The organism is Variovorax boronicumulans, assembly GCF_009811375.1.
GTDB classification, from domain to species: Bacteria; Pseudomonadota; Gammaproteobacteria; order Burkholderiales; family Burkholderiaceae_C; genus Variovorax; species Variovorax boronicumulans.
Genome location: NZ_BKDH01000003.1, coordinates 136,727 through 154,980 on the forward strand (window position 1 = coordinate 136,727; position 18,254 = coordinate 154,980).

The window sequence follows — 18,254 nt, forward strand, 5'->3', positions numbered from 1 at the left end:
TGCGTTCCCCAAGGAGAAACACATGACCGACCGCACCACCGCCCACCGACTCCAGGTCGCGACCGAACTGCACCGCTTCGTCGAAGAGAAGGTCCTGCCCGCCAGCGGCGTGGCCAGCGACGTGTTCTGGAAGGGCTTCGACGCCATCGTCCATGACCTGGCGCCCAAGAACGTCGCCCTGCTCGCCGAGCGCGATCGCCTGCAGAGCGAGCTTGACGCCTGGCACAAGAAGAACCCCGGCCCGATCGCCGACATGCCGGCCTACCGCGCCTTCCTGGAAAAGATCGGCTACCTGCTGCCGCAGCCCAAGGGCGTGAAGGCCACCACGGCCAACGTCGACTCCGAACTCGCGCTGCAGGCCGGCCCGCAGCTGGTGGTGCCGATCCTGAACGCGCGCTACGCCCTGAACGCCGCCAACGCGCGCTGGGGTTCGCTGTACGACGCGCTGTACGGTACCGACGCCATTCCCGAAACCGGCGGCGCCGAAAAGGGCAAGGGCTACAACCCCGTGCGCGGCGCCAAGGTCATCGAGTTCGCACGCAACGTGCTCGACCAGGCCGCCCCGCTGGCCAACGGTTCGCACAAGAACGCCACCGGCTACAGCGTGAAGGACGGCCAACTGGTCGTCGCGCTGCAAGGCAGCACCACCGGCCTGGCCGATGCATCGCAGTTCGTCGGCTACCAGGGCGACGCCGCCGCGCCGTCGTCGGTGCTGCTCAAGCACAACGGCATCCACCTGGACATCCGCATCGACCGCAGCACCGCCATCGGCAAGAGCGATGCGGCCGGCGTGAGCGACCTCGTGCTCGAAGCCGCGCTCTCGACCATCCTCGACCTGGAAGACTCGGTGGCCGTGGTCGACGCGGCCGACAAGGTCGTCGCGTACGCGAACTGGCTGGGCATCGTGCAGGGCACGCTGACCGAAGAAGTCGCCAAGGGCGGCAAGACCTTCACGCGCGGCCTGAACGCTGACCGCGAATACACCGGCGCCAACGGCCAGCCGCTGAAGCTGCACGGCCGCTCGCTCATGTTCCTGCGCAACGTGGGCCACCTGATGACCAACCCGGCCATCCTGTACGAAGGCGGCAAGGAAATCCCCGAAGGCATCCTGGACGCCGTGGTCACCACCACCATCGCCATGATCGACGTCAAGCGCAAGGGCAACTCGCGCACCGGCAGCATCTACATCGTCAAGCCCAAGATGCACGGCCCGGCCGAAGTCGCCTTCGCCAGCGAGCTGTTCGGCCGCGTCGAGCAGCTGCTCGGCCTGCCCGCCAACACCGTCAAGCTCGGTATCATGGACGAGGAGCGCCGCACCAGCGTGAACCTGCAGGCCTGCATCGCCGAAGCCGCCGCGCGCGTGGCCTTCATCAACACCGGCTTCCTGGACCGCACCGGCGACGAGATGCACACCGCCATGCAGGGCGGCCCGATGATCCGCAAGGGCGACATGAAGTCCAGCGCCTGGATCGGCGCCTACGAAAAGAACAACGTGCTCGTCGGCCTGAACTGCGGCCTGCGCGGCAAGGCGCAGATCGGCAAGGGCATGTGGGCCATGCCCGACCTGATGGCCGCCATGCTCGAACAGAAGATCGCCCACCCCAAGGCCGGCGCCAACACCGCCTGGGTGCCCTCGCCCACCGCCGCCACGCTGCACGCGCTGCACTACCACCAGGTCAGCGTGACCGCCGTGCAGCAAGAGCTCGAGAAGATCGACGCCGAAGGCGAGCGCGAGAACATCCTGAACGCGCTGCTGCAGGTGCCGATCGCCGCCGAAGCGAAGTGGACCGACGCCGAGAAGCAGCAGGAAATCGACAACAACGTGCAGGGCATCCTGGGCTACGTGGTGCGCTGGGTCGACCAGGGCGTGGGCTGCTCGAAGGTGCCCGACATCCACAACGTCGGCCTCATGGAAGACCGCGCCACGCTGCGCATCTCCAGCCAGCACATCGCCAACTGGCTGCTGCACGGTGTGGTCACCAAGGCGCAGGTCGACGAGGCCTTCCAGCGCATGGCCAAGGTGGTCGACGAGCAGAACGCCGGCGACGCGCTGTACCAGCCGATGGCCGGCCACTTCGACACCTCGGCCGCCTACAAGGCCGCGCAAGACCTGGTGTTCAAGGGCATCGAGCAGCCCAGCGGCTACACCGAGCCGCTGCTGCACGCCTGGCGCCTGAAGGTCAAGGCCGCGGCCTGACGCGTACCTTGCGCAGTGTCGGCCACCGCCGGCACTGACGCCTCGGAGACACGCAACGAACGGCGCCCTCGGGCGCCGTTCTGCATGGGGCGCGACATGCCGGTAGCATCGACGCCGCCCTCTTCTCTCTCCGGTCTCCGTTTCTTTCGATGAACAAGCACGCGGCTTCGCCGCCCCCGACCCGCGGGTCGACCTCGGCCGCGGCCATGCTGGTCGCACTGGCCACCGCCTTCGCGCTGAGCCAGGCCTTTCGCACCGTCGGCGCCATGATGGCCACGCCGCTCACGCAGCACTTCGGCCTCACGCCGCAGGCACTGGGCACCTGGGCCGGCACCTTCCATTTCACCTTCGGCATCATGCAGCTCGCGATGGGCGTGTCGATCGACCACTTCGGCGTGCGCCGCACCGTGCTCACCGCCTTTCCGCTGGCCATCGCGGGCGCCGCACTGTGCACCGTGGCACCGGGCTTCGGCGCGCTGCTGCTGGGGCAGGCGCTGATCGGCGTGGGCTGCGCGCCGGCCTTCCTGGCCTGCACCGTGTTCATCGCGCGGCACTTCGACGCCGCGCGTTTCACCGCCATGTCGGGGCTGGTGATGAGCCTCGCGGGCATGGGCATCCTGTTCACCGGCACGCCGCTGGCGCTGCTGATCGAAGCCGCCTCGTGGCGCGCCGGCTACGCCGCGCTGACCGCCTTCGCCGTGCTCTCGTGGATCGTCATCTTCTGGCGCGTGCACGAGCCCGCGCGCACGACGACAACAACAACGATCGCATCGGACGAACCCGCACCCGAGCGCCAGTCGCTGCGCCAGGCCGTGCGCGACCTGCTGCCGCTGTTCGCCATGCCGCACACGCTCGGCCTGCTGTGCTTCGCCTGCGTGTCGTATGCAGCCTTCATCACGCTGCGCGGCCTGTGGCTGGGCCCCGTGCTGCACGACCGCCACGGCCTCTCGCTCGTGGCCAGCGGCAACGTGGCGCTGGTGATGACCGTCGCCGGCATGGCCAGCCCCATGCTGTTCGGCCGCCTCGACCCCGGCGGCGCGCGCCGCACGCGCTGGATGATGCGCTGCGCCTTCGTCGGCGTGGCGATGTTCGCCGCCATGGCCCTCACGCAATCGCGCGCCATCGACATCGGCCTGCCGATCGTCTACGGCATGCTCTCGGGCTACAGCGTGCTGCTGTACGCGTACACCAAGAACGCCTACCCGGCGGCCGTGACCGGTCGCGCGATGGCGCTGCTCAACATGGCGATGTTCCTGGGCGTCTCTCTGATGCAATGGACCACCGGCGTGGCTGCCTCCTGGGCCGTGGCCCAGGGCAGCGAGCCGTTTCGCGCGGTGTTTCTCACGGTGAGCGGGATGCTGGCGGCGGGGACGCTGGCGTTTCTGCTGCTGCCGCGGGCGAAGGTGCCAGTGCGTCCCACGCCCTGATCGCCGACACGCGGCCTCACACCGCATCCCCCAACCGCGCCCGCACCTCGCGCCGGCTCAGCTGTCGCTTGGCGACGGCATAGACATCGTGACGCCCATACATGTCGAAGTGCGTGGGCAGGCCCGGCGCTGAGCGTCGCGCCGCACCGCAGCGCGTGACCATGCAGCGGCGCAGCACGTCGTAGCACTTGGGCTCTGGCTGCGTTGCGCTTGCGCGCTCGGGAAACTTCGCGAGCACGACCTCGAACCAGCAGCCGTCGACGCAGTGCCACTGCGTGGTCTTGTCGATCACGTGGTAGACCGCGTACGGCGTGTCGCCGCGCCGCGCGGCCCGGTCCACACGGCGCGCCGCGCGCGCCTCGCGCAAGCGCCGGTTCGGCAACAGGATGCCGGTGACCGGATGCACGAACAGCTCGACGCCCGGCGCTTCGTGCAGCGGCACGCCGTCGCGGGTTCCCCAGCGGTGAGGCCGCACCCGCACCTCGCCGTCGCACAGCACCGCGTCGCGTGCCACGAAGTCGTCGACGTGCAGGAAGATGTGCGCCTGCACCGTGCTGCGGCGATCGATGCCGCTGCACAGCTCGGCGTACACCTTGTCCCACGGCCGGTGCACCTGCTTGTGCAGCCAGCGCTTGAGCGGCTGGAGGTTTTCGCTCAGCCACTTCGGATGCTGCAGGCCGCGCTTCATGCCCAGGTGCGAACCGCGCTCGGGGCTGTTGCGCCACGGGCGGCCATCGCCCTGCACGCGCCAGCCGCCGCGCGGACGCTCGACGATCACCTTGTCCATGTCGTCACGCATCGTCGGCCCTCCGCCCGAAGTCGCGCGCGGCTTTCTGCAGCGCCACCTTCTGTGCGCGCCGCTCGGCGCGGTGGGTGCGCAGGTGGCGGCCCGCGCCCTGGCTGGATTCGCGGCGGGCCATCGCGGCCACCACGGGATTGCGCGGTGCCGACGCGGGCACCGCAAAGTAGAACCGGCCCAGACGCTTGTCGTCGTCGCGGGCCTTTCGTTGAGCACTCATGTGCACACACTCCGAAAAAACAAAAAGGCCCCGGCGAATGCAGTTGCGCGCGGGGCCCTTGTCGATTCGGCCGCGGCGGATGCGAAGGTGCACATCCGGCCAGGGCGGTCGGTGTGCGTCAGGTGTTCAGTGAACGGTTCATTGAATGGTGTTCTCGCCCGGGAGGTTGATCGTCGCCGTGCGCGGTGTCTGGAAAAACGGTCGCTGAAAAAGGAAGGGCGGATTCTGGCGAGGGCTCGCGCCGCGCGCAAGCGGGGCACGCAGCGCTGTGGCGCAAAGCTGACACGAACGCGCGCGTTGAATCCGCTTGGCGCATCACGCCGTATGGCATCTCAAGCGCATCGCGCCTCCGAGCTGTTGGCGGTTTCCACAGAGCCTTTTCTTCCAGGAGACATCCATGAAAAAACTCGTGATCGCCCTCGGCGTGTCGGTCCTGCTCGGCGCGTGCGCCGGCAGTGGCATGAGCAACGCCAGCAACAACAGTGCCGCCACGCCCATGGTCGGCGGCGCGCCGATGTACCCGACGAAGGACATCGTCGACAACGCGGTGAATTCGAAGGACCACACGACGCTGGTCGCCGCGGTGAAGGCGGCCGACCTCGTGGCCACGCTCAAGAGCCCGGGCCCGTTCACCGTGTTCGCGCCCACCAACGCCTCGTTCGCGGCGCTGCCGGCCGGCACGGTCGACACGCTGCTCAAGCCCGAGAACAAGGCCACGCTCACCAAGGTGCTGACCTACCACGTGGTGCCCGGTCGCATGGACAGCGCGGCGCTGACGAGCGCGATCAACGCAGGCGGCGGCAAGGCGATGCTCAAGACCGCCAGCGGCGGCACGCTCACGGCGACGATGAGCGGCGGCACGGTGTGGGTGACCGATGCCAAGGGCGGCACGGCGGCGGTGACGATCGCCAATGTCTACCAGTCGAACGGCGTGATCCACGTCGTCAACAAGGTGCTGCTGCCAGGTTGAGTCAGGCCCGCTGCGCGGCCTCCGCTTCGTCGCGCAGCCATTGCGCGAAGTCCTGCGCGTCGCGGTTGCCCGCGGCGCGCCGCGACGTCTCGATGAAGTAGCCGCGGTGCGAGGCCGCACCCTCGCCGAGCGGCGCCACCAGCCGGCCGTCGCGCACCAGTTCGCGCAGCAGCGGCAGGCGCCCGATCACCACGCCCTGCCCCGCCACCGCGGCGGCCACCGCATCGGCGTACTGCGAGAAGCGCAGCGTGCTCTTCATGCGCAGGTCTTCCAGCCCCATCACCTTGAGCCACGGCTCCCAGTCGGTGGTCGGGGCTTCGCTGTGGTCGGGGTATTCGATGGTCAGCAGCGTGAGCTTGGAAAAATCGGACAGCTCGCGCAGCGACGCGGCCACCTGCGGCGCGCACAGCGGGATCACCGACTCCTCGAACAGCGCCGGGCCCACGCCGCGGCCGATGGGCACGAAGCGCACCGCAAGGTCGAGCCGGCTCACGTCCAGGTCGAGCACGTCGAGCGTGGCCGACACGCGCACGTCGACCTGCGGATGCGTGCCGGTGAAGCGCGCCAGTTTCGGAATGAGCCACAACGACGCGAAGCCCGGCGTGGTGGTGATCGACACCTGCCGCGGCGCGGCGCTGGCGCGCACGCGGGCGGTGGCGTCGCGCAGGCGCTCCAGGCTGTCGGTGACGGCGCGCTGCAGCACGCCGCCGGCCTCGGTGAGCGCGAGCGCACGGTGGCGGCGCTCGAACAGCAGCACGCCCAGGCTGGCTTCGAGCTGCTGGATCTGCCGGCTCACGGCCGACTGCGTGAGGTGCAGCTCGCCCGCCGCCAAGGTGAAGCTGAGCCGGCGCGCGGCGGCCTCGAAGCTGCGCAGCAGCTCGAGCGGCGGGAGCTCGCCGGCAGGGGTTTTCGCATTCTCTGGAGGCATGCAACGAGTTCCGAATGACCGCGTGTAAGAGAGGGTTGGGCTCACTATATTCATTCGTATCACGAATGCAATGGAGGTTCCCATGAGCACCACCGACCGGTCCCCTTCCACCTTTTTCTCCTCGTCGAGCTCGCGCTTCCACGTGAGCCTGCCCAGCCGCGCCGTCTTCGCCGTGCCCGACGGCGCGGGCGTGGGCATCGAGTGCCGCAGCGGCGCGGTGTGGATCACGCTCGACCGCGACCCGCGCGACATCGTGCTCGGGCCGGGCGAGCGCTTCGAGAGCACCGAGCACCGGCGCGTGCTGGTGTCGGCGCTGGAGTCCTCGTGCATCTCGGTGTCGGACGCGCAGCCCGCCGCGCTGCCGAACCCGGCCTCGCGTGCACAGGCTCGCGTGCGGTCGCCTTGGCGACTGGCACTGCACGGGTTGTCCCCGGCTTGACCGCGGGCGCCATGGCATCGAACCTCGATGCCATGGACCGCCCCCGCAGGGAGCAGCACCGCGCGCCGCCGTGACGACAGGCGGCTTTTTGCTTTGGGCGTCCGTTTTCCTTCTTGGCCTTGAAAGGGACACGCCCATGACCACCACTTCCGGCGCAGCGCTCGCATGACCGCGCCGCAACCCACACCCCAACCCTGCATCCTGTGCGAGCAGGCCGACGGCATCGCCACGCTCACGCTGAACCTGCCGCACAAGCTGAACCCGATCGCGAAAGACCTGCAGGTCGAACTGCGCGACGCGCTCGAGCGCATCCGCGACGACCGCACGGTGCGCGCCGTGATCCTCACCGGCGCCGGCAAGGCCTTCTGCGTGGGCGCCGACCTGAGCGCGATGGCGCCGCCCGGCGAGCCCGGCCAGACGCTCGGCGACCAGACCGCCGAGTGGATGCAGAAGCTCAGCAACCCGCTCATCGAGACGCTGCGCACGCTGCCGGTGCCGGTGGTGGCCGCGGTCAACGGCCCGGCGGCCGGTGCGGGCGTGGGCCTGGCGCTCGCGGCCGACGTGACCATCGCCGCGCGCAGCGCCTACTTCTACCTCCCGTTCCTGCCCAAGCTCGGCATCGTGCCGGACCTGGGTTGCACCTGGACCATCCCGCGCCGCGCCGGTCGTGCGCGCGCGATGGGCATGGCGCTGCTCGACGAGCGCCTGAGCGCCGGGCGTGCCGTGCAGTGGGGCCTGATCTGGGCCTGCGCCGACGACGAGCAACTGATGGACGAGGCCCGCGCCATCGCGCAGCGCCTGGCGCGCCTGCCGGCGCACGCGGTGCTCGAAGCGCGCGAGGCCTTCGACGCCTCGGAGCACCACACGCTGAAGGAACAACTGCACTACGAGAGCGAGCGCCAGCGCGCGCTCATCGACCGCCCCAGCTTCCGTGAAGGCGTGAGCGCCTTCCTGCAGAAGCGCCCTCCTGTTTTCGAAACCCGCTGACGTCCCCATGACCATCGAACGCACCCTCTTCACCGCCGACCACGAGGCCTTCCGCGACAGCTTCCGCCGCTTCATGGACAAGGAGATCGCGCCCTTCCACGACGCATGGGAAGAGCAGGGCTACGTGGACCGCGCCGTCTGGTCCAAGGCCGGCGAGAACGGCTTCCTGTGCATGGCGCTGCCCGACACCTACGGCGGCGCAGGCGCCGACCTGCTCTATTCGGTGATCCAGTTCGAGGAGCTGTGGGCACGCGGCTTCACAGGCATCGGCTTCGGCCTGCACAACGAGATCGTGGCGCCGTACATCCTGCGCTACGGCACCGAGGCGCAGAAGCAGCACTACCTGCCGAAGCTCGCCAGCGGCGAGATGGTCGGCGCCATCGCCATGAGCGAGCCCGGCGCGGGCAGCGACCTGCAGGCCGTGAAGACCAGCGCCATCCGCCAGGCCGACGGCAGCTACCTGCTCAATGGCAGCAAGACCTTCATCACCAACGGCTGGCATGCCGACCTGGTGATCGTGGTCGCCAAGACCGACCCGGCCGCGGGCGCGAAGGGCACGAGCCTGTTCCTCGTCGAGCGCGGCATGCCGGGCTTCGAGAAGGGCAAGCGCCTGAAGAAGCTGGGACTGAAGGCACAGGACACGTCGGAGCTGTTCTTCAACGACGTGCGCCTGCCCGCCGAGGCACTGCTGGGCGAGCTCAACCGCGGCTTCGTCTGCCTGATGGAGCAGCTGCCCTGGGAGCGGCTGCAGATCGCGATCAGCGCGGTGGCGGCATCGCAGGCCGCCATCGACCACACCGTGGCCTACGTGAAGGAGCGCAAGGTGTTCGGCCAGCCCGTGGGCAACTACCAGAACACGCGCTACACGCTGGCCGAGCTGCAGACCGAGGTGCAGGTGGCGCAGGTGTTCGTCGACAAGTGCATCGAGCTGCTGATGGCCGAGAAGCTCGACACCGCCACCGCGAGCATGGCCAAGTACTGGACCAGCGACCTGCAGTGCAAGGTGATGGACGAGTGCGTGCAGCTGCACGGCGGCTACGGCTTCATGTGGGAGTACCCGATCACCCGCGCGTACGCCGACGCGCGCGTGCAGCGCATCTACGGCGGCACCAACGAGATCATGAAAGAGGTGATCACGCGCGCGATGGGCCTCGGCGGGCGCTGAAGCGCCCCGCATTTGGCACCACTGGCGCCATGGAAAGGGCTGCGGGAGAATGCCGCGCATGCCCCTCCTCAACGCCTTCTACGCCCAGTCGGGCGGCGTCACCTCGGTCATCAACGCCTCGGCCTGCGGCGTGATCGAGACGGCGCGCCAGCACCCGGACCGCATCGGCACGCTCTATGCCGGTCGCAACGGCATCCTCGGCGCGCTCACCGAGGACCTGATCGACACCAGCGCCGAGCCGGCCGAGGCGATTGCGGCGCTGCGCAGCACGCCCTCGGGCGCGTTCGGCTCGTGCCGCTACAAGCTCAAGTCGCTCGAAAAAAATCGCCGCGAGTACGAGCGCCTGATCGAGGTATTCAAGGCGCACGGCATCGGCTACTTCTTCTACAACGGCGGCGGCGACTCGGCCGACACCTGCTTCAAGGTGAGCCAGCTGTCGCAGTCGATGGGCTACCCGTTGCAGGCCATCCACGTGCCCAAGACCATCGACAACGACCTGCCGCTGACCGACTGCTGCCCGGGCTTCGGCTCGGTGGCGAAGTACGTGGCGGTGTCCACGCTCGAAGCCTCGTTCGACGTGCGCTCGATGGCCGCCACCTCCACCAAGGTGTTCGTGCTCGAGGTGATGGGCCGCCACGCGGGCTGGATCGCCGCGGCCGGCGGGCTGGTGGCCGACCATGGCATTCCGGTGGTGGTGCTGTTCCCCGAGATCGAGTTCGATGCGGCCCGCTTCCTGGCGCGCGTCGATGCGATGGTGCAGCAGCACGGCTACTGCTCGGTGGTGGTGTCCGAAGGCTGCCACCACCCCGACGGCACCTTCCTGGCCGAACAGGGCGCGCGCGATGCCTTCGGCCATGCGCAGCTGGGCGGCGCGGCGCCGGTGGTGGCGCAGATGGTGAAGGAGGCGCTGGGCCACAAGTTCCACTGGGCGGTGGCCGACTACCTGCAGCGCGCGGCGCGCCACATCGCCTCGGCCACCGATGTGAAGCAGGCCTACGAGCTGGGCCAGCGCGCGGTCGAGCTGGCGCTCGAAGGCCGCAACGCGGTGATGCCGACCATCGAACGCACGAGCGACGTGCCTTATGCGTACACGCTGGGCGCGGCGCCGCTCGAAGCGGTGGCCAATGTCGAGAAGCCGATGCCGCGTGACTTCATCTCGGACGACGGCTACGGCATCACCGAGAAGTGCCGCCGCTACCTGCTGCCGCTGATCGCCGGCGAGGACTACCCCGCCTACCGCGACGGCCTGCCGGTGTACGCGACGCTGCGCAACGTGGCGGTGCCGAAGAAGCTGCCGGCCTTCGCGCTCGCATGACGGTGGTCATCGACACCGCGCGCTGTCCGCTGTGCGGCGAGGCGAACCGCTGCGCGATGGAGGTCGAGCGCGAGACCGGGCAGGCGCAGCCGCCCTGCTGGTGCATGGCCGCCGATTTCTCGCTGGCCCCGCTCGACACGCTGCCGCCGGCACTGCGCGGCCAGGCCTGCATCTGCGCGCGCTGCGCCGCAGGAAAGCCGCCGCTTCAGGACTGAGCGACGTCGCCCTGCGACTGGGATTGGGTCTGCCCCTGTGCAGGCTCGGCAGCCTCCGCCACATCCCCCGCCGTCACCATCGTCGGCGCCGTGCCGCTGCGCTGCGCGGTGACCACGCCGTGGATGAACTGCAGCTTGCCCACCGCCGCGCGCGGCAGCACGAAGGGGTAGTAGTCGGGCTGGCCCATGCTGCGCGACAGCTCGTTGAGCATGCTGGTCAGCAGCACCCAGCCGTTGATGAAGTCGAGGAATTTCGCGGCGTCGGGATGCTCGGGCTGCCACAGGTCGGCGGCGGTGAACAAATCGCTCTGCAGTTCCACGTTGCTCGCGTCGATGCCGAAGCTCATCGCCGTGTCGGCGGTGTCGGCCATGTGCAGGTAGTGGGCCCAGGTCTCGGCCCAGTCTTCCCACGGGTGCATGCTCGCGTAGCTGCTGACGAAGCGCTGCGCCCAGTCGGGCGGCGGGCCCTGTTCGTAGTGCTGCTGCAGCGCGGCGCCGTAGTCGGCGCGCTCGTCGCCGAAGAGCACGCGGTAGTCGTCGATCCAGCGCGTGGGCAGCACCAGCAGGTCCCAGTAGTAGTGGCCGATCTCGTGGCGGAAGTGGCCCAGCAGCGTGCGGTAGGGCTCGTGCATCTCGGCGCGGATGCGCTCGCGCACGGCGTCTTCGGCCTCCTCGGCGTTGAGCGTGATCAGGCCGTGCTCGTGGCCCGTCATCACGTGCGGGGCACCCGGCATGTTGCTGAGGAAATCGAAGGCCAGCCCGCGCACCGGGTCGGCATGGCGGCTCACCACCGGCAGGCCGAGCGCGAGCAGCTGCGAGATCAGTCGGCGCTTGGGCATCTCGAGCTTGCGCCAGAGCTCGCCGTTGGCTTCCACCGACAGGTCGGGGATGGTGCGCGTGACGCTGCAGGCCAGGCAGTAGCCGGGCGCCAGGCCCTGCGTGTCGGCGGGAATGGTCTCGCCTTCGCGCGGCTGCGCCACCATCCAGTTGCAGGCGGCCGGTGTCATGAGGTTGGCGCAGCGGCGGTAGGTGGCGCCGTGCGGATCGCCGAAGACGGTGAAGGTGTCGGGCAGCGCGCCCTCGCCTTCGGCCGGCGCCAGCGGCACCACGCCGAGCCGGTCGATCACGTAGCCCAGCGGCGTGTGGCAGGCCAGGCACTCGCTGTTGCGCAGGAACACGGGGCGCCCGCACTGGCAGCGGTAGGCGCGGCTGACGGTGGGCGCGGCGAGTTCGGCCGCGAGCGTGGGGACGGCGTCGGGCGCGGCAGGGTCGTGGACCGAGTCGGGGGTCGATGGATGCATGGCTTGTTCTTTGGAGACTTGACGCACAGGGGACAGCCGCCGCATTGTGCGACCGGCCCGCGCGCGGTCGACGCCGCAAACACCGATATGCTTGTAGGACGACGGACCCGCGACCGTCCCTGCGCCGCCCCATGACCTCCCCCCCAACACCCGACACGCCGCCCTCCATGGGCGCCCTGCGCGCCCGCTACGGCGAGCGCTACCGCTGGTACCTGCTGCTGTCGGTCATGGTGGGGACGATGGCGTCCATCATGTCCTCGACCATCGTCAACGTGGCGATCCCCGACATGAGCCACCACTTCGCGCTGGGCCAGGAACGCGCGCAGTGGGTGAGCTCGGGCTTCATGGTGGCCATGACGGTGTCGATGCTCACCACGCCCTGGCTGCTGTCGCGTTACGGCTACCGGCGCACCTACGTGGGCACCATGCTCCTGCTGCTGGCCGGCGGCATCGTCGGCGGGCTGGCCAACCACTACCCGCTGGTGCTGCTGGCGCGCGTGGCCGAGGGGCTGGCGGCAGGCGTGGTGCAGCCCATTCCGGCCATCATCATCCTGCGCGCCTTCGAGCCGCACGAGCAGGGCCGCGCCAGCGGCATCTTCGGCATGGGCGTGGTGCTGGCGCCGGCCATCGGGCCGAGCATCGGCGGCGTGCTGGTCGACCTGTTCGGCTGGCGCTCGATCTTCTTCATGGTGGTGCCCTTCTGCCTGGCCTCGATCTGGCTGGCCTACAAGTTCGTGCCCAAGACCGCGCCCGGCGGCGTGGCCGCGACGCGCGGCAGCGGGCTCGATGCGCGCGGGCTGGCGCTGGGCACCGTGGGCACGCTGTGCCTGCTGAACGGGCTGGTCGAGCTGCGCGGCGATTCGCCGCTGCAGGCCGCGCTGCTGCTGGCCGGCGCGCTCGTCGCCTTTGCCGCCTTCGTGTGGTGGCAGCACCGGCTCATGGCCTCGGGCGGCGCGCCGCTCATGAACCTCGCGCTCTTTCGCTACCGCCAGTTCGCCATGGGCAGCCTGGTCGCCTTCATCTACGGCACCGCGCTGTTCGGATCGACCTACCTGCTGCCCGTGTACATGCAGGTGGGGCTGCACCTGTCGGCCTCGCACGTGGGCACCACCCTGCTGCCGGCCGGCATCGTGCTGGCCTTCACCATCGCGGGCGTGGGCCGGCTGGCCGACAAGCAGCCGACCTGGCTGCTGGTGAGCATCGGCCTGGCGCTGCTGGCGGTGTCGTTCGCGCTCATGGCCGTGCTGCGGCTGGACAGCCCGCTGTGGCTGCTGGTGGTGTTCGCGATCGTCGGGCGCATCGGGCTGGGCTTCATCCTGCCTTCGCTCAACCTCGGGTCGATGCGCCCGCTGGCCAAGCCGCTTATCCCGCAGGGCGCGAGCGCGATCAGCTTCGTGCGCATGCTCGGCGGCGCGGTGGGCGTGAGCCTGTGCGCCATCATTCTCGAATGGCGCCTGGCGGCGCACGGCGACTCGCTCGCCAACCCGGTGAGCACGCCCGCGCGCTTGGCCGCCTTCGACGAGGTGTTCCTGATGCTGGCCGGCCTGTGCGCGCTGGCCGTCTGCGCGGCCTGGCAGCTGCGCGAGCCGCCCGGCGAGGACACGGCGCAACACAGGGGGTAAACCCCGGCGGCGCGGGGACTCGCTTTCGCTTTCAATTGTTATCAGTTGTATCTAGAAGCGGAATCGGTTCCATGCATCGCAGACGTTTTCTCGCCGCCTCGGCCGCGGCGACGGCCGGACTCGGCCCCCTCCTTTCCTTGCCTTCCACCGCCCTGGCCGCCGAGAACGGCGTCAGCGACGGCGAGATCGTCCTCGGCCACACCGGCATCCTGAGCGGGCCGCTGGGCGTGCCGATCAAGGTCGTGATGGCCGGCGCCGGGCTGGCCTTCGACGCGGTCAATGCGCAGGGCGGGCTCGCGGGCCGCAAGCTCAAGCTGGTCTCGCTCGACGACGAGCTCAAGCCCGAGAAGGCCGTCGCCAACTACGAGAAGCTGCTCGCCGAGCACCGCGCCTTCGCCTTCTTCGGCTGCGTGGGCTCGGGCACCACGGCCGCCGCGGCCAAGGTGCTGGGCCAGAGCGGCGCGCCGATGGTGGGCGGTTATGCGGTGTCGGACTCGGCGCGCGAAAAGGTCGCGGGCGCAGGCTACTTCGTGCGCGCCACCTTCGCGCGCGAGGCGCAGGCGCTGGTGCAGCACCTGAGCACCATCGGCGTCTCGCGCATCGCCGTGGCCTACCTGGACAACCCCGGCGGCGCCGAAGTGGCGCGGCTGGTCGAGGCGGCGCTCGACACGCTCAAGCTCAAGCCCGTGGCCGCGGTGCCCGTCAAAGGCGACGGCACGACCAACGAGGCCGCGGGCAAGGCGCTGGCCGACAGCCAGGCGCAGGCCGTGCTCATGTATTTGGGCGGCGGCATCGGCGGCGAGGTCATGAAGAGCGCCTGGGCCGCCGGCGGTCGCCAGATGTTCTACGGCATGTCGATCGTTCCGGGCGACGTCACCGCCAAGCTCGTGGGCGACAAGACCAGCGGCCTGGCCATCTCGCAGATCGTGCCCTACCCCTGGAGCGAGGTCGACGCCACCGCGCGCGAATTCCGCCAGCTGGCCGAGCGCGCCAAGGTCGACATCGGCTACCTCAGCTACGAGGGCTATGTGAACGCGCTCGTGATGATCGAGGCCCTGCGCCGCACCGGCCGCGACCTCACGCGCGCGAAGCTGCACGCCACGCTGAAGGCGATGAAGCTGCGCATCGGCAACATGGAGATCGACTTCACGGGCGCGAGCAACACGGGCTCGCGCTTCATCGAGATGGTGCGGGTGACGAAGGAAGGGCGGTTCCTGCGATAGAGACAGAGGCCGGGTCTGCTCACAGCCCCAGCTGCGTGAGCGCCCAGGCCACCGTGCCCAGCTGCATCACGTTGAGCACCATGCCCGCGATGTGGAGCTTGCGGAACTGCACGATCGACGTGACCGTCGCCGGGATCGTGTGGCGCAGCAGGTCCATGCGCGGAATGATGAGCCAGCGGCGCAGCGCAAACGCCAGGCCGGCGATGAAGGCCATGCCGACTGCGAAGAAGGGCTTGCCGCACCACGCATAGCTGAGCGCCGCCGCGCTTGCGGTCAACACCACGGCCACGTAGTACACGTTGAACAGGCCGCGGATGAAGCGCGAATCCAGCGGGGTGTCGTGCGAGAGCACGAGCAAGGGCAGCGAGCCCATCATGAAGAACCCCATCCAGACCAGCAGGATGACGGTCGCCATGAGCGCAACGACGATGGGAAGCATCTTTGAAAACCCTCCGCGGCGCGCAAGCATACGCCCGGGCGGGCGTGGCGTCTCCTACACCGCGCGTGCGGCCGCCGGCACCCGCGCCCCGCCATCGGCCACCAGCGCCGCGCCGGTCACGAACGAGGCTTCGTCGCTGGCCAGGAACAGGCAGGCGGCGGCCATCTCCTCGGGCGTGGCCATGCGGCCCAGTGCGATGCGTGCCACCGTCTGCGCGCGCGCGGCGTCTTCGTCGATGCCGCGTTCGGCGGCGAGGTCGCGCATCTCCTGGCGGCTCATGGGCGTGTCGACCCAGCCGGGGCACAGCGCGTTCACGCGCACGCCCTTCGGGCCGTAGGCCTGCGCGGCCGAGCGCGTGAGCGCGACCACGCCAGCCTTGCTGGACGCATAGCTGGCCATGCCGGCGCCCGCGTTGAAGGCCGCGACCGAGGCGATGTTGACGATGGCGCCACCACCCTGCGCCACCATGCCGGGCAGCACGGCGCGCTGGCAGCGCATGGTGCCGCCGAGGTTGACCTCGTGCAGGCGGTGCCAGTCGCCGTCGTCGATGTCGGCCGCGTCGTCGCTCTGCACGATGCCGGCGCAGTTCACCAGCACGTCGATGCGGCCGAACGCGGTCTGCACCGCGGCCACCGTGGCGCGCACGGCCGCGTCGTCAGTCACGTCGCAATCGAAGGCCGGGCCCTCGCCCACCGGCTGCGGACGCGGCCAGCCGGCCACGGCGACGCGCGCGCCCTCGGCCGCGAAACGCGCGGCCACGGCGGCGCCGATGCCGGTCGCAGCGCCGACCACGAGGCAGGCCTTGCCATGCAGGCGCGCGCTCATGTCGGTTGCTCCGCGAAGAAGGGGCTTTCAGGCAGCGTCGAGCCGCCATCGACCACGATCGTCTGCCCCGTGATGTAGCGCGCCGCCGGGCTCGCCAGGAAGCGCATCGCGTAGGCGATGTCTTCAGGCCGCCCCAGTTCGCCGGCCGGGATGTGGCGCGCGATGCGCGCGGCCTTCGCGGGGTCGGACAGCAGCGAGCCGCCCTGCTTGGCGATGTAGCCCGGCTCCACGCCGTTCACGGTGATGCCCTCGCGCGCGTACTCCAGCGCCGCCGTGCGGATGAAGCCGTTCACGCCGGCCTTGCTGGCCGCGTAGTGCGCGCTGCCCGGCATGGCCACGCGCGGCCCGGTCACCGACGAGGTGACGAGCAGCCGCCCGCCGCCGCGCGCACGCAGGTGCGGCACAGCGGCCTGCGTGAGCCAGAAGCAGGCCTTGAGGTTGACGGCCAACGTGTGCTCCAACTGCTCGTCGGTCATCGCGTCGATGGCGGCCCACGGATTCACGGCTGCGTTGTGGACCACGATGTCGAGCGCGCCGAACACGCGCACCGCCTCGGCCACCGCGCGCTCGGCCTCGTCGCGCCGGCCGATGTCGCAGGCCATCGCCTGCGCCGCGAAGCCGCGCGCGCGCAGCTCCGCCGCCACGGCCTCGCCCGCACTGCCGGTGCGGTTGGCGATGAGCACGGAGGCCCCGGCTTCGGCGAACACCTGCGCGATGGCCGCGCCGATGCCGCGCCCGCCGCCCGTCACCAGCGCCACCTTTCCCTGCAGGCCGAAGAGGTCGGGCGTGCTCATCCCTTGCACTCCCGCACAAACTCGGCGAAGGCCGCGTTGTGCTCGTCGACCTCGCGCTCGGTGGTGCCGGGGCAGCACAGCATCATGTTGTGGAAGGGCGTGATGAGCACGCCGCGGTTCATCATGAAAAGGTGCAGCAGCGCTTCGAGCTCGCCGTCGCGCGTGCGGCGCACGTCGCTCGCGTTGCGCGGCGCGTCGGCACAGAAGAGCGTCTCCACGCGCGCACCGACCTGCGTCGCATGCCACGGCAATCCTGCAGCGGCGATGCTGGCGTTGACGCCTTCGGCCAGGCGCTGCGCCAGCACCAGCATGCGATCGAAGGCCTCGGGCGTGAGCACCTGCGAGAGCACCGCGCGCATCACGGCCACGGTGAGCGCGTTGCCCGCCAGCGTGCCGCCGAAGCCGGCGTGCGCCGACTGGCGCTTCGTCGGGTGCAGCTTGGGCAGCACCTGCCAGACGCGCTCGGCGGTCTCGGCACTCAGCCCGAAAGCGGCGGCGGGAATGCCACCGGCGATGGCCTTGCCGATCACGAACATGTCGGGCGCGAGCCCGTGCTGGCGCGTGTAGCCGCCGGGCCCGCTCGAGATGGTGTGGGTCTCGTCGATGACGAGCAGCGTGCCGGTCTCGCGCGTGAGGCGGCGCAGCGCGTCGTGAAAGCCGGGCGCGGGCGCGATCATTCCGTAGTTGGTCATGGCCGGCTCGGCCAGCACGCAGGCCACGTCGCCGGCGCGCAGCGCGCGCTCCAGCGCGGGCACGTCGTTGAACTCGACCACGGCCGAGAGCTGGTCGTGCGGAAAGCCGTTGGGGTGGATGTCGTTGCGCATCGCGACGGCGCCGTCGCGCAGCTCCACATGCGCCTCTTCCACCGAGCCGTGGTAGCAGCCCGAGAACACCAGCACGCGCGGCCGGCCCGTGACCATGCGCGCCAGGCGGATGCAGGCGCGGTTGGCGTCCGAGGCCGAGGTCGTGAGGTTCCAGTACGGCAGGCCGAAGCGGCGCGACAGCTCTTCGCCGACCCAGGCCGCGTCGTCGGTGGGCAGCATCAGCGAGCTGCCCACGCGCGCCTGCCGCGTCAGCGCCTCGACCACCGCCGGATGGCCGTGGCCGCACATGCCGCCGGTGTCGCCCAGGCAGAAGTCGGCATAGCCGTTGCCGTCCACGTCGACAAAGCGCGCGCCGTAGGGCAACTGTGCGTCCTGCACGTAGAGCGGCCAGCCGCCGATCCAGCGGCGCATCCAGTGCGAGGGCGCGCCGTAGAGCCAGGCCTGCTGGCCCTGCGCAAAGCGTTCGCCGCTGCGCGCGTGGGTGCGTGCGTAGCGGTCTTGTTCGGCCTGCATCAGGGCCTGCACGCGCTCGCGCGGCACGGTGGGTTCGAAGGTCGGGGTCAT

Annotated in this window: 18 protein-coding genes; 10 read left to right on the forward strand and 8 right to left on the reverse strand. The window is 70.1% G+C overall.

Annotation, left to right across the window (positions count from 1 at the left end):
* Positions 1–22 precede the first annotated feature (22 nt).
* Together VHAB30_RS23345 and VHAB30_RS23350 are read left to right on the forward strand one after the other, a co-directional pair.
* A complete protein-coding gene (locus tag VHAB30_RS23345) occupies positions 23–2,197 on the forward strand; it encodes a malate synthase G (protein ID WP_159278752.1) in 2,175 nt (724 codons plus the stop codon).
* A 149-nt stretch (positions 2,198–2,346) separates the two neighbouring features.
* Positions 2,347–3,624, forward strand: coding sequence for an MFS transporter (locus VHAB30_RS23350; RefSeq protein ID WP_159278753.1), 1,278 nt, complete (start codon positions 2,347–2,349; stop codon positions 3,622–3,624).
* Positions 3,625–3,640: 16 nt separating this feature from the next.
* On the opposite strand, the gene VHAB30_RS23355 is transcribed toward VHAB30_RS23350, so the two are convergent.
* Together VHAB30_RS23355 and VHAB30_RS23360 are read right to left on the reverse strand one after the other, a co-directional pair.
* The gene (locus tag VHAB30_RS23355; protein ID WP_159278754.1) at positions 3,641–4,423 is read right to left on the reverse strand and encodes a hypothetical protein; all 783 of its coding nucleotides are present in this window, start codon (positions 4,421–4,423) and stop codon (positions 3,641–3,643) included.
* The gene (locus VHAB30_RS23360; protein WP_062479749.1) at positions 4,416–4,643 is read right to left on the reverse strand and encodes a hypothetical protein; all 228 of its coding nucleotides are present in this window, start codon (positions 4,641–4,643) and stop codon (positions 4,416–4,418) included. The genes VHAB30_RS23355 and VHAB30_RS23360 overlap by 8 nt, the downstream gene beginning before the upstream one ends.
* A gap of 397 nt (positions 4,644–5,040) precedes the next feature.
* Between VHAB30_RS23360 and VHAB30_RS23365 the strand changes: the two genes are divergently transcribed.
* Positions 5,041–5,613 (forward strand): fasciclin domain-containing protein, encoded by a 573-nt coding sequence (locus VHAB30_RS23365; protein ID WP_159278755.1) that lies wholly within the window; start codon positions 5,041–5,043, stop codon positions 5,611–5,613.
* 1 nt (position 5,614) lies between these two features.
* On the opposite strand, the gene VHAB30_RS23370 is transcribed toward VHAB30_RS23365, so the two are convergent.
* On the reverse strand, positions 5,615–6,541 hold the full coding sequence (locus VHAB30_RS23370) for a LysR substrate-binding domain-containing protein (RefSeq protein ID WP_159278756.1): 927 nt from the start codon (positions 6,539–6,541) through the stop codon (positions 5,615–5,617).
* 82 nt (positions 6,542–6,623) lie between these two features.
* Between VHAB30_RS23370 and VHAB30_RS23375 the strand changes: the two genes are divergently transcribed.
* The 5 genes from VHAB30_RS23375 to VHAB30_RS23395 all read left to right on the forward strand — a co-directional run bounded on the left by VHAB30_RS23375 (position 6,624) and on the right by VHAB30_RS23395 (position 10,662).
* On the forward strand, positions 6,624–6,980 hold the full coding sequence (locus VHAB30_RS23375; protein ID WP_062479754.1) for a DUF2917 domain-containing protein: 357 nt from the start codon (positions 6,624–6,626) through the stop codon (positions 6,978–6,980).
* A gap of 165 nt (positions 6,981–7,145) precedes the next feature.
* Positions 7,146–7,967, forward strand: coding sequence for an enoyl-CoA hydratase-related protein (locus VHAB30_RS23380; protein ID WP_159278757.1), 822 nt, complete (start codon positions 7,146–7,148; stop codon positions 7,965–7,967).
* A 7-nt stretch (positions 7,968–7,974) separates the two neighbouring features.
* Complete coding sequence (locus VHAB30_RS23385; RefSeq protein WP_159278758.1) at positions 7,975–9,132, forward strand: acyl-CoA dehydrogenase family protein; 1,158 nt, start codon at positions 7,975–7,977, stop codon at positions 9,130–9,132.
* A 58-nt stretch (positions 9,133–9,190) separates the two neighbouring features.
* Positions 9,191–10,447 carry a 6-phosphofructokinase gene (locus tag VHAB30_RS23390; protein ID WP_159278759.1) on the forward strand — a complete coding sequence of 419 codons (1,257 nt, stop codon included), beginning with the start codon at positions 9,191–9,193 and terminating at the stop codon, positions 10,445–10,447.
* On the forward strand, positions 10,444–10,662 hold the full coding sequence (locus VHAB30_RS23395; protein ID WP_159273620.1) for a cysteine-rich CWC family protein: 219 nt from the start codon (positions 10,444–10,446) through the stop codon (positions 10,660–10,662). The genes VHAB30_RS23390 and VHAB30_RS23395 overlap by 4 nt, the downstream gene beginning before the upstream one ends.
* Here VHAB30_RS23395 and VHAB30_RS23400 read toward each other — a convergent pair.
* Positions 10,653–11,963 (reverse strand): zinc-binding metallopeptidase family protein, encoded by a 1,311-nt coding sequence (locus tag VHAB30_RS23400; protein ID WP_159278760.1) that lies wholly within the window; start codon positions 11,961–11,963, stop codon positions 10,653–10,655. The two genes, VHAB30_RS23395 and VHAB30_RS23400, sit on opposite strands and share 10 nt — an antisense overlap.
* 131 nt (positions 11,964–12,094) lie before the next feature.
* Here VHAB30_RS23400 and VHAB30_RS23405 point away from each other — a divergent pair, with 131 nt between their 5' ends.
* Positions 12,095–13,585: a DHA2 family efflux MFS transporter permease subunit gene (locus tag VHAB30_RS23405; protein ID WP_159278761.1), complete on the forward strand. Its 1,491-nt coding sequence runs from the start codon at positions 12,095–12,097 to the stop codon at positions 13,583–13,585.
* Positions 13,586–13,722: 137 nt separating this feature from the next.
* On the forward strand, positions 13,723–14,808 hold the full coding sequence (locus tag VHAB30_RS23410) for an ABC transporter substrate-binding protein (RefSeq protein WP_235926904.1): 1,086 nt from the start codon (positions 13,723–13,725) through the stop codon (positions 14,806–14,808).
* Between the two features lie 19 nt (positions 14,809–14,827).
* Here VHAB30_RS23410 and VHAB30_RS23415 read toward each other — a convergent pair whose 3' ends face one another.
* The 4 genes from VHAB30_RS23415 to VHAB30_RS23430 are packed head-to-tail and all read right to left on the reverse strand — an operon-like array spanning position 14,828 to position 18,254.
* Entirely contained in the window at positions 14,828–15,247 is a 420-nt protein-coding gene (locus VHAB30_RS23415) for a hypothetical protein (protein WP_159278763.1), read from the reverse strand.
* Positions 15,248–15,301: 54 nt separating this feature from the next.
* Entirely contained in the window at positions 15,302–16,072 is a 771-nt protein-coding gene (locus VHAB30_RS23420; protein ID WP_159278764.1) for an SDR family NAD(P)-dependent oxidoreductase, read from the reverse strand.
* On the reverse strand, positions 16,069–16,866 hold the full coding sequence (locus tag VHAB30_RS23425; protein ID WP_159278765.1) for an SDR family oxidoreductase: 798 nt from the start codon (positions 16,864–16,866) through the stop codon (positions 16,069–16,071). Before VHAB30_RS23425 ends, VHAB30_RS23420 begins: the two co-directional genes overlap by 4 nt.
* Positions 16,863–18,254, reverse strand: coding sequence for a transaminase (locus VHAB30_RS23430; protein WP_159278766.1), 1,392 nt, complete (start codon positions 18,252–18,254; stop codon positions 16,863–16,865). Before VHAB30_RS23430 ends, VHAB30_RS23425 begins: the two co-directional genes overlap by 4 nt.

Bases quoted from the DNA above. Each gene is read 5' to 3' on its own strand.
- VHAB30_RS23345 (WP_159278752.1), top strand. From the start codon at position 23: ATGACCGACCGCACCACCGCCCACCGACTCCAGGTCGCGACCGAACTG.
- VHAB30_RS23350 (WP_159278753.1), top strand. From the start codon at position 2,347: ATGAACAAGCACGCGGCTTCGCCGCCCCCGACCCGCGGGTCGACCTCG.
- VHAB30_RS23355 (WP_159278754.1), bottom strand. From the start codon at position 4,423: ATGCGTGACGACATGGACAAGGTGATCGTCGAGCGTCCGCGCGGCGGC.
- VHAB30_RS23360 (WP_062479749.1), bottom strand. From the start codon at position 4,643: ATGAGTGCTCAACGAAAGGCCCGCGACGACGACAAGCGTCTGGGCCGG.
- VHAB30_RS23365 (WP_159278755.1), top strand. From the start codon at position 5,041: ATGAAAAAACTCGTGATCGCCCTCGGCGTGTCGGTCCTGCTCGGCGCG.
- VHAB30_RS23370 (WP_159278756.1), bottom strand. From the start codon at position 6,541: ATGCCTCCAGAGAATGCGAAAACCCCTGCCGGCGAGCTCCCGCCGCTC.
- VHAB30_RS23375 (WP_062479754.1), top strand. From the start codon at position 6,624: ATGAGCACCACCGACCGGTCCCCTTCCACCTTTTTCTCCTCGTCGAGC.
- VHAB30_RS23380 (WP_159278757.1), top strand. From the start codon at position 7,146: ATGACCGCGCCGCAACCCACACCCCAACCCTGCATCCTGTGCGAGCAG.
- VHAB30_RS23385 (WP_159278758.1), top strand. From the start codon at position 7,975: ATGACCATCGAACGCACCCTCTTCACCGCCGACCACGAGGCCTTCCGC.
- VHAB30_RS23390 (WP_159278759.1), top strand. From the start codon at position 9,191: ATGCCCCTCCTCAACGCCTTCTACGCCCAGTCGGGCGGCGTCACCTCG.
- VHAB30_RS23395 (WP_159273620.1), top strand. From the start codon at position 10,444: ATGACGGTGGTCATCGACACCGCGCGCTGTCCGCTGTGCGGCGAGGCG.
- VHAB30_RS23400 (WP_159278760.1), bottom strand. From the start codon at position 11,963: ATGCATCCATCGACCCCCGACTCGGTCCACGACCCTGCCGCGCCCGAC.
- VHAB30_RS23405 (WP_159278761.1), top strand. From the start codon at position 12,095: ATGACCTCCCCCCCAACACCCGACACGCCGCCCTCCATGGGCGCCCTG.
- VHAB30_RS23415 (WP_159278763.1), bottom strand. From the start codon at position 15,247: ATGCTTCCCATCGTCGTTGCGCTCATGGCGACCGTCATCCTGCTGGTC.
- VHAB30_RS23420 (WP_159278764.1), bottom strand. From the start codon at position 16,072: ATGAGCGCGCGCCTGCATGGCAAGGCCTGCCTCGTGGTCGGCGCTGCG.
- VHAB30_RS23425 (WP_159278765.1), bottom strand. From the start codon at position 16,866: ATGAGCACGCCCGACCTCTTCGGCCTGCAGGGAAAGGTGGCGCTGGTG.
- VHAB30_RS23430 (WP_159278766.1), bottom strand. From the start codon at position 18,254: ATGACCCCGACCTTCGAACCCACCGTGCCGCGCGAGCGCGTGCAGGCC.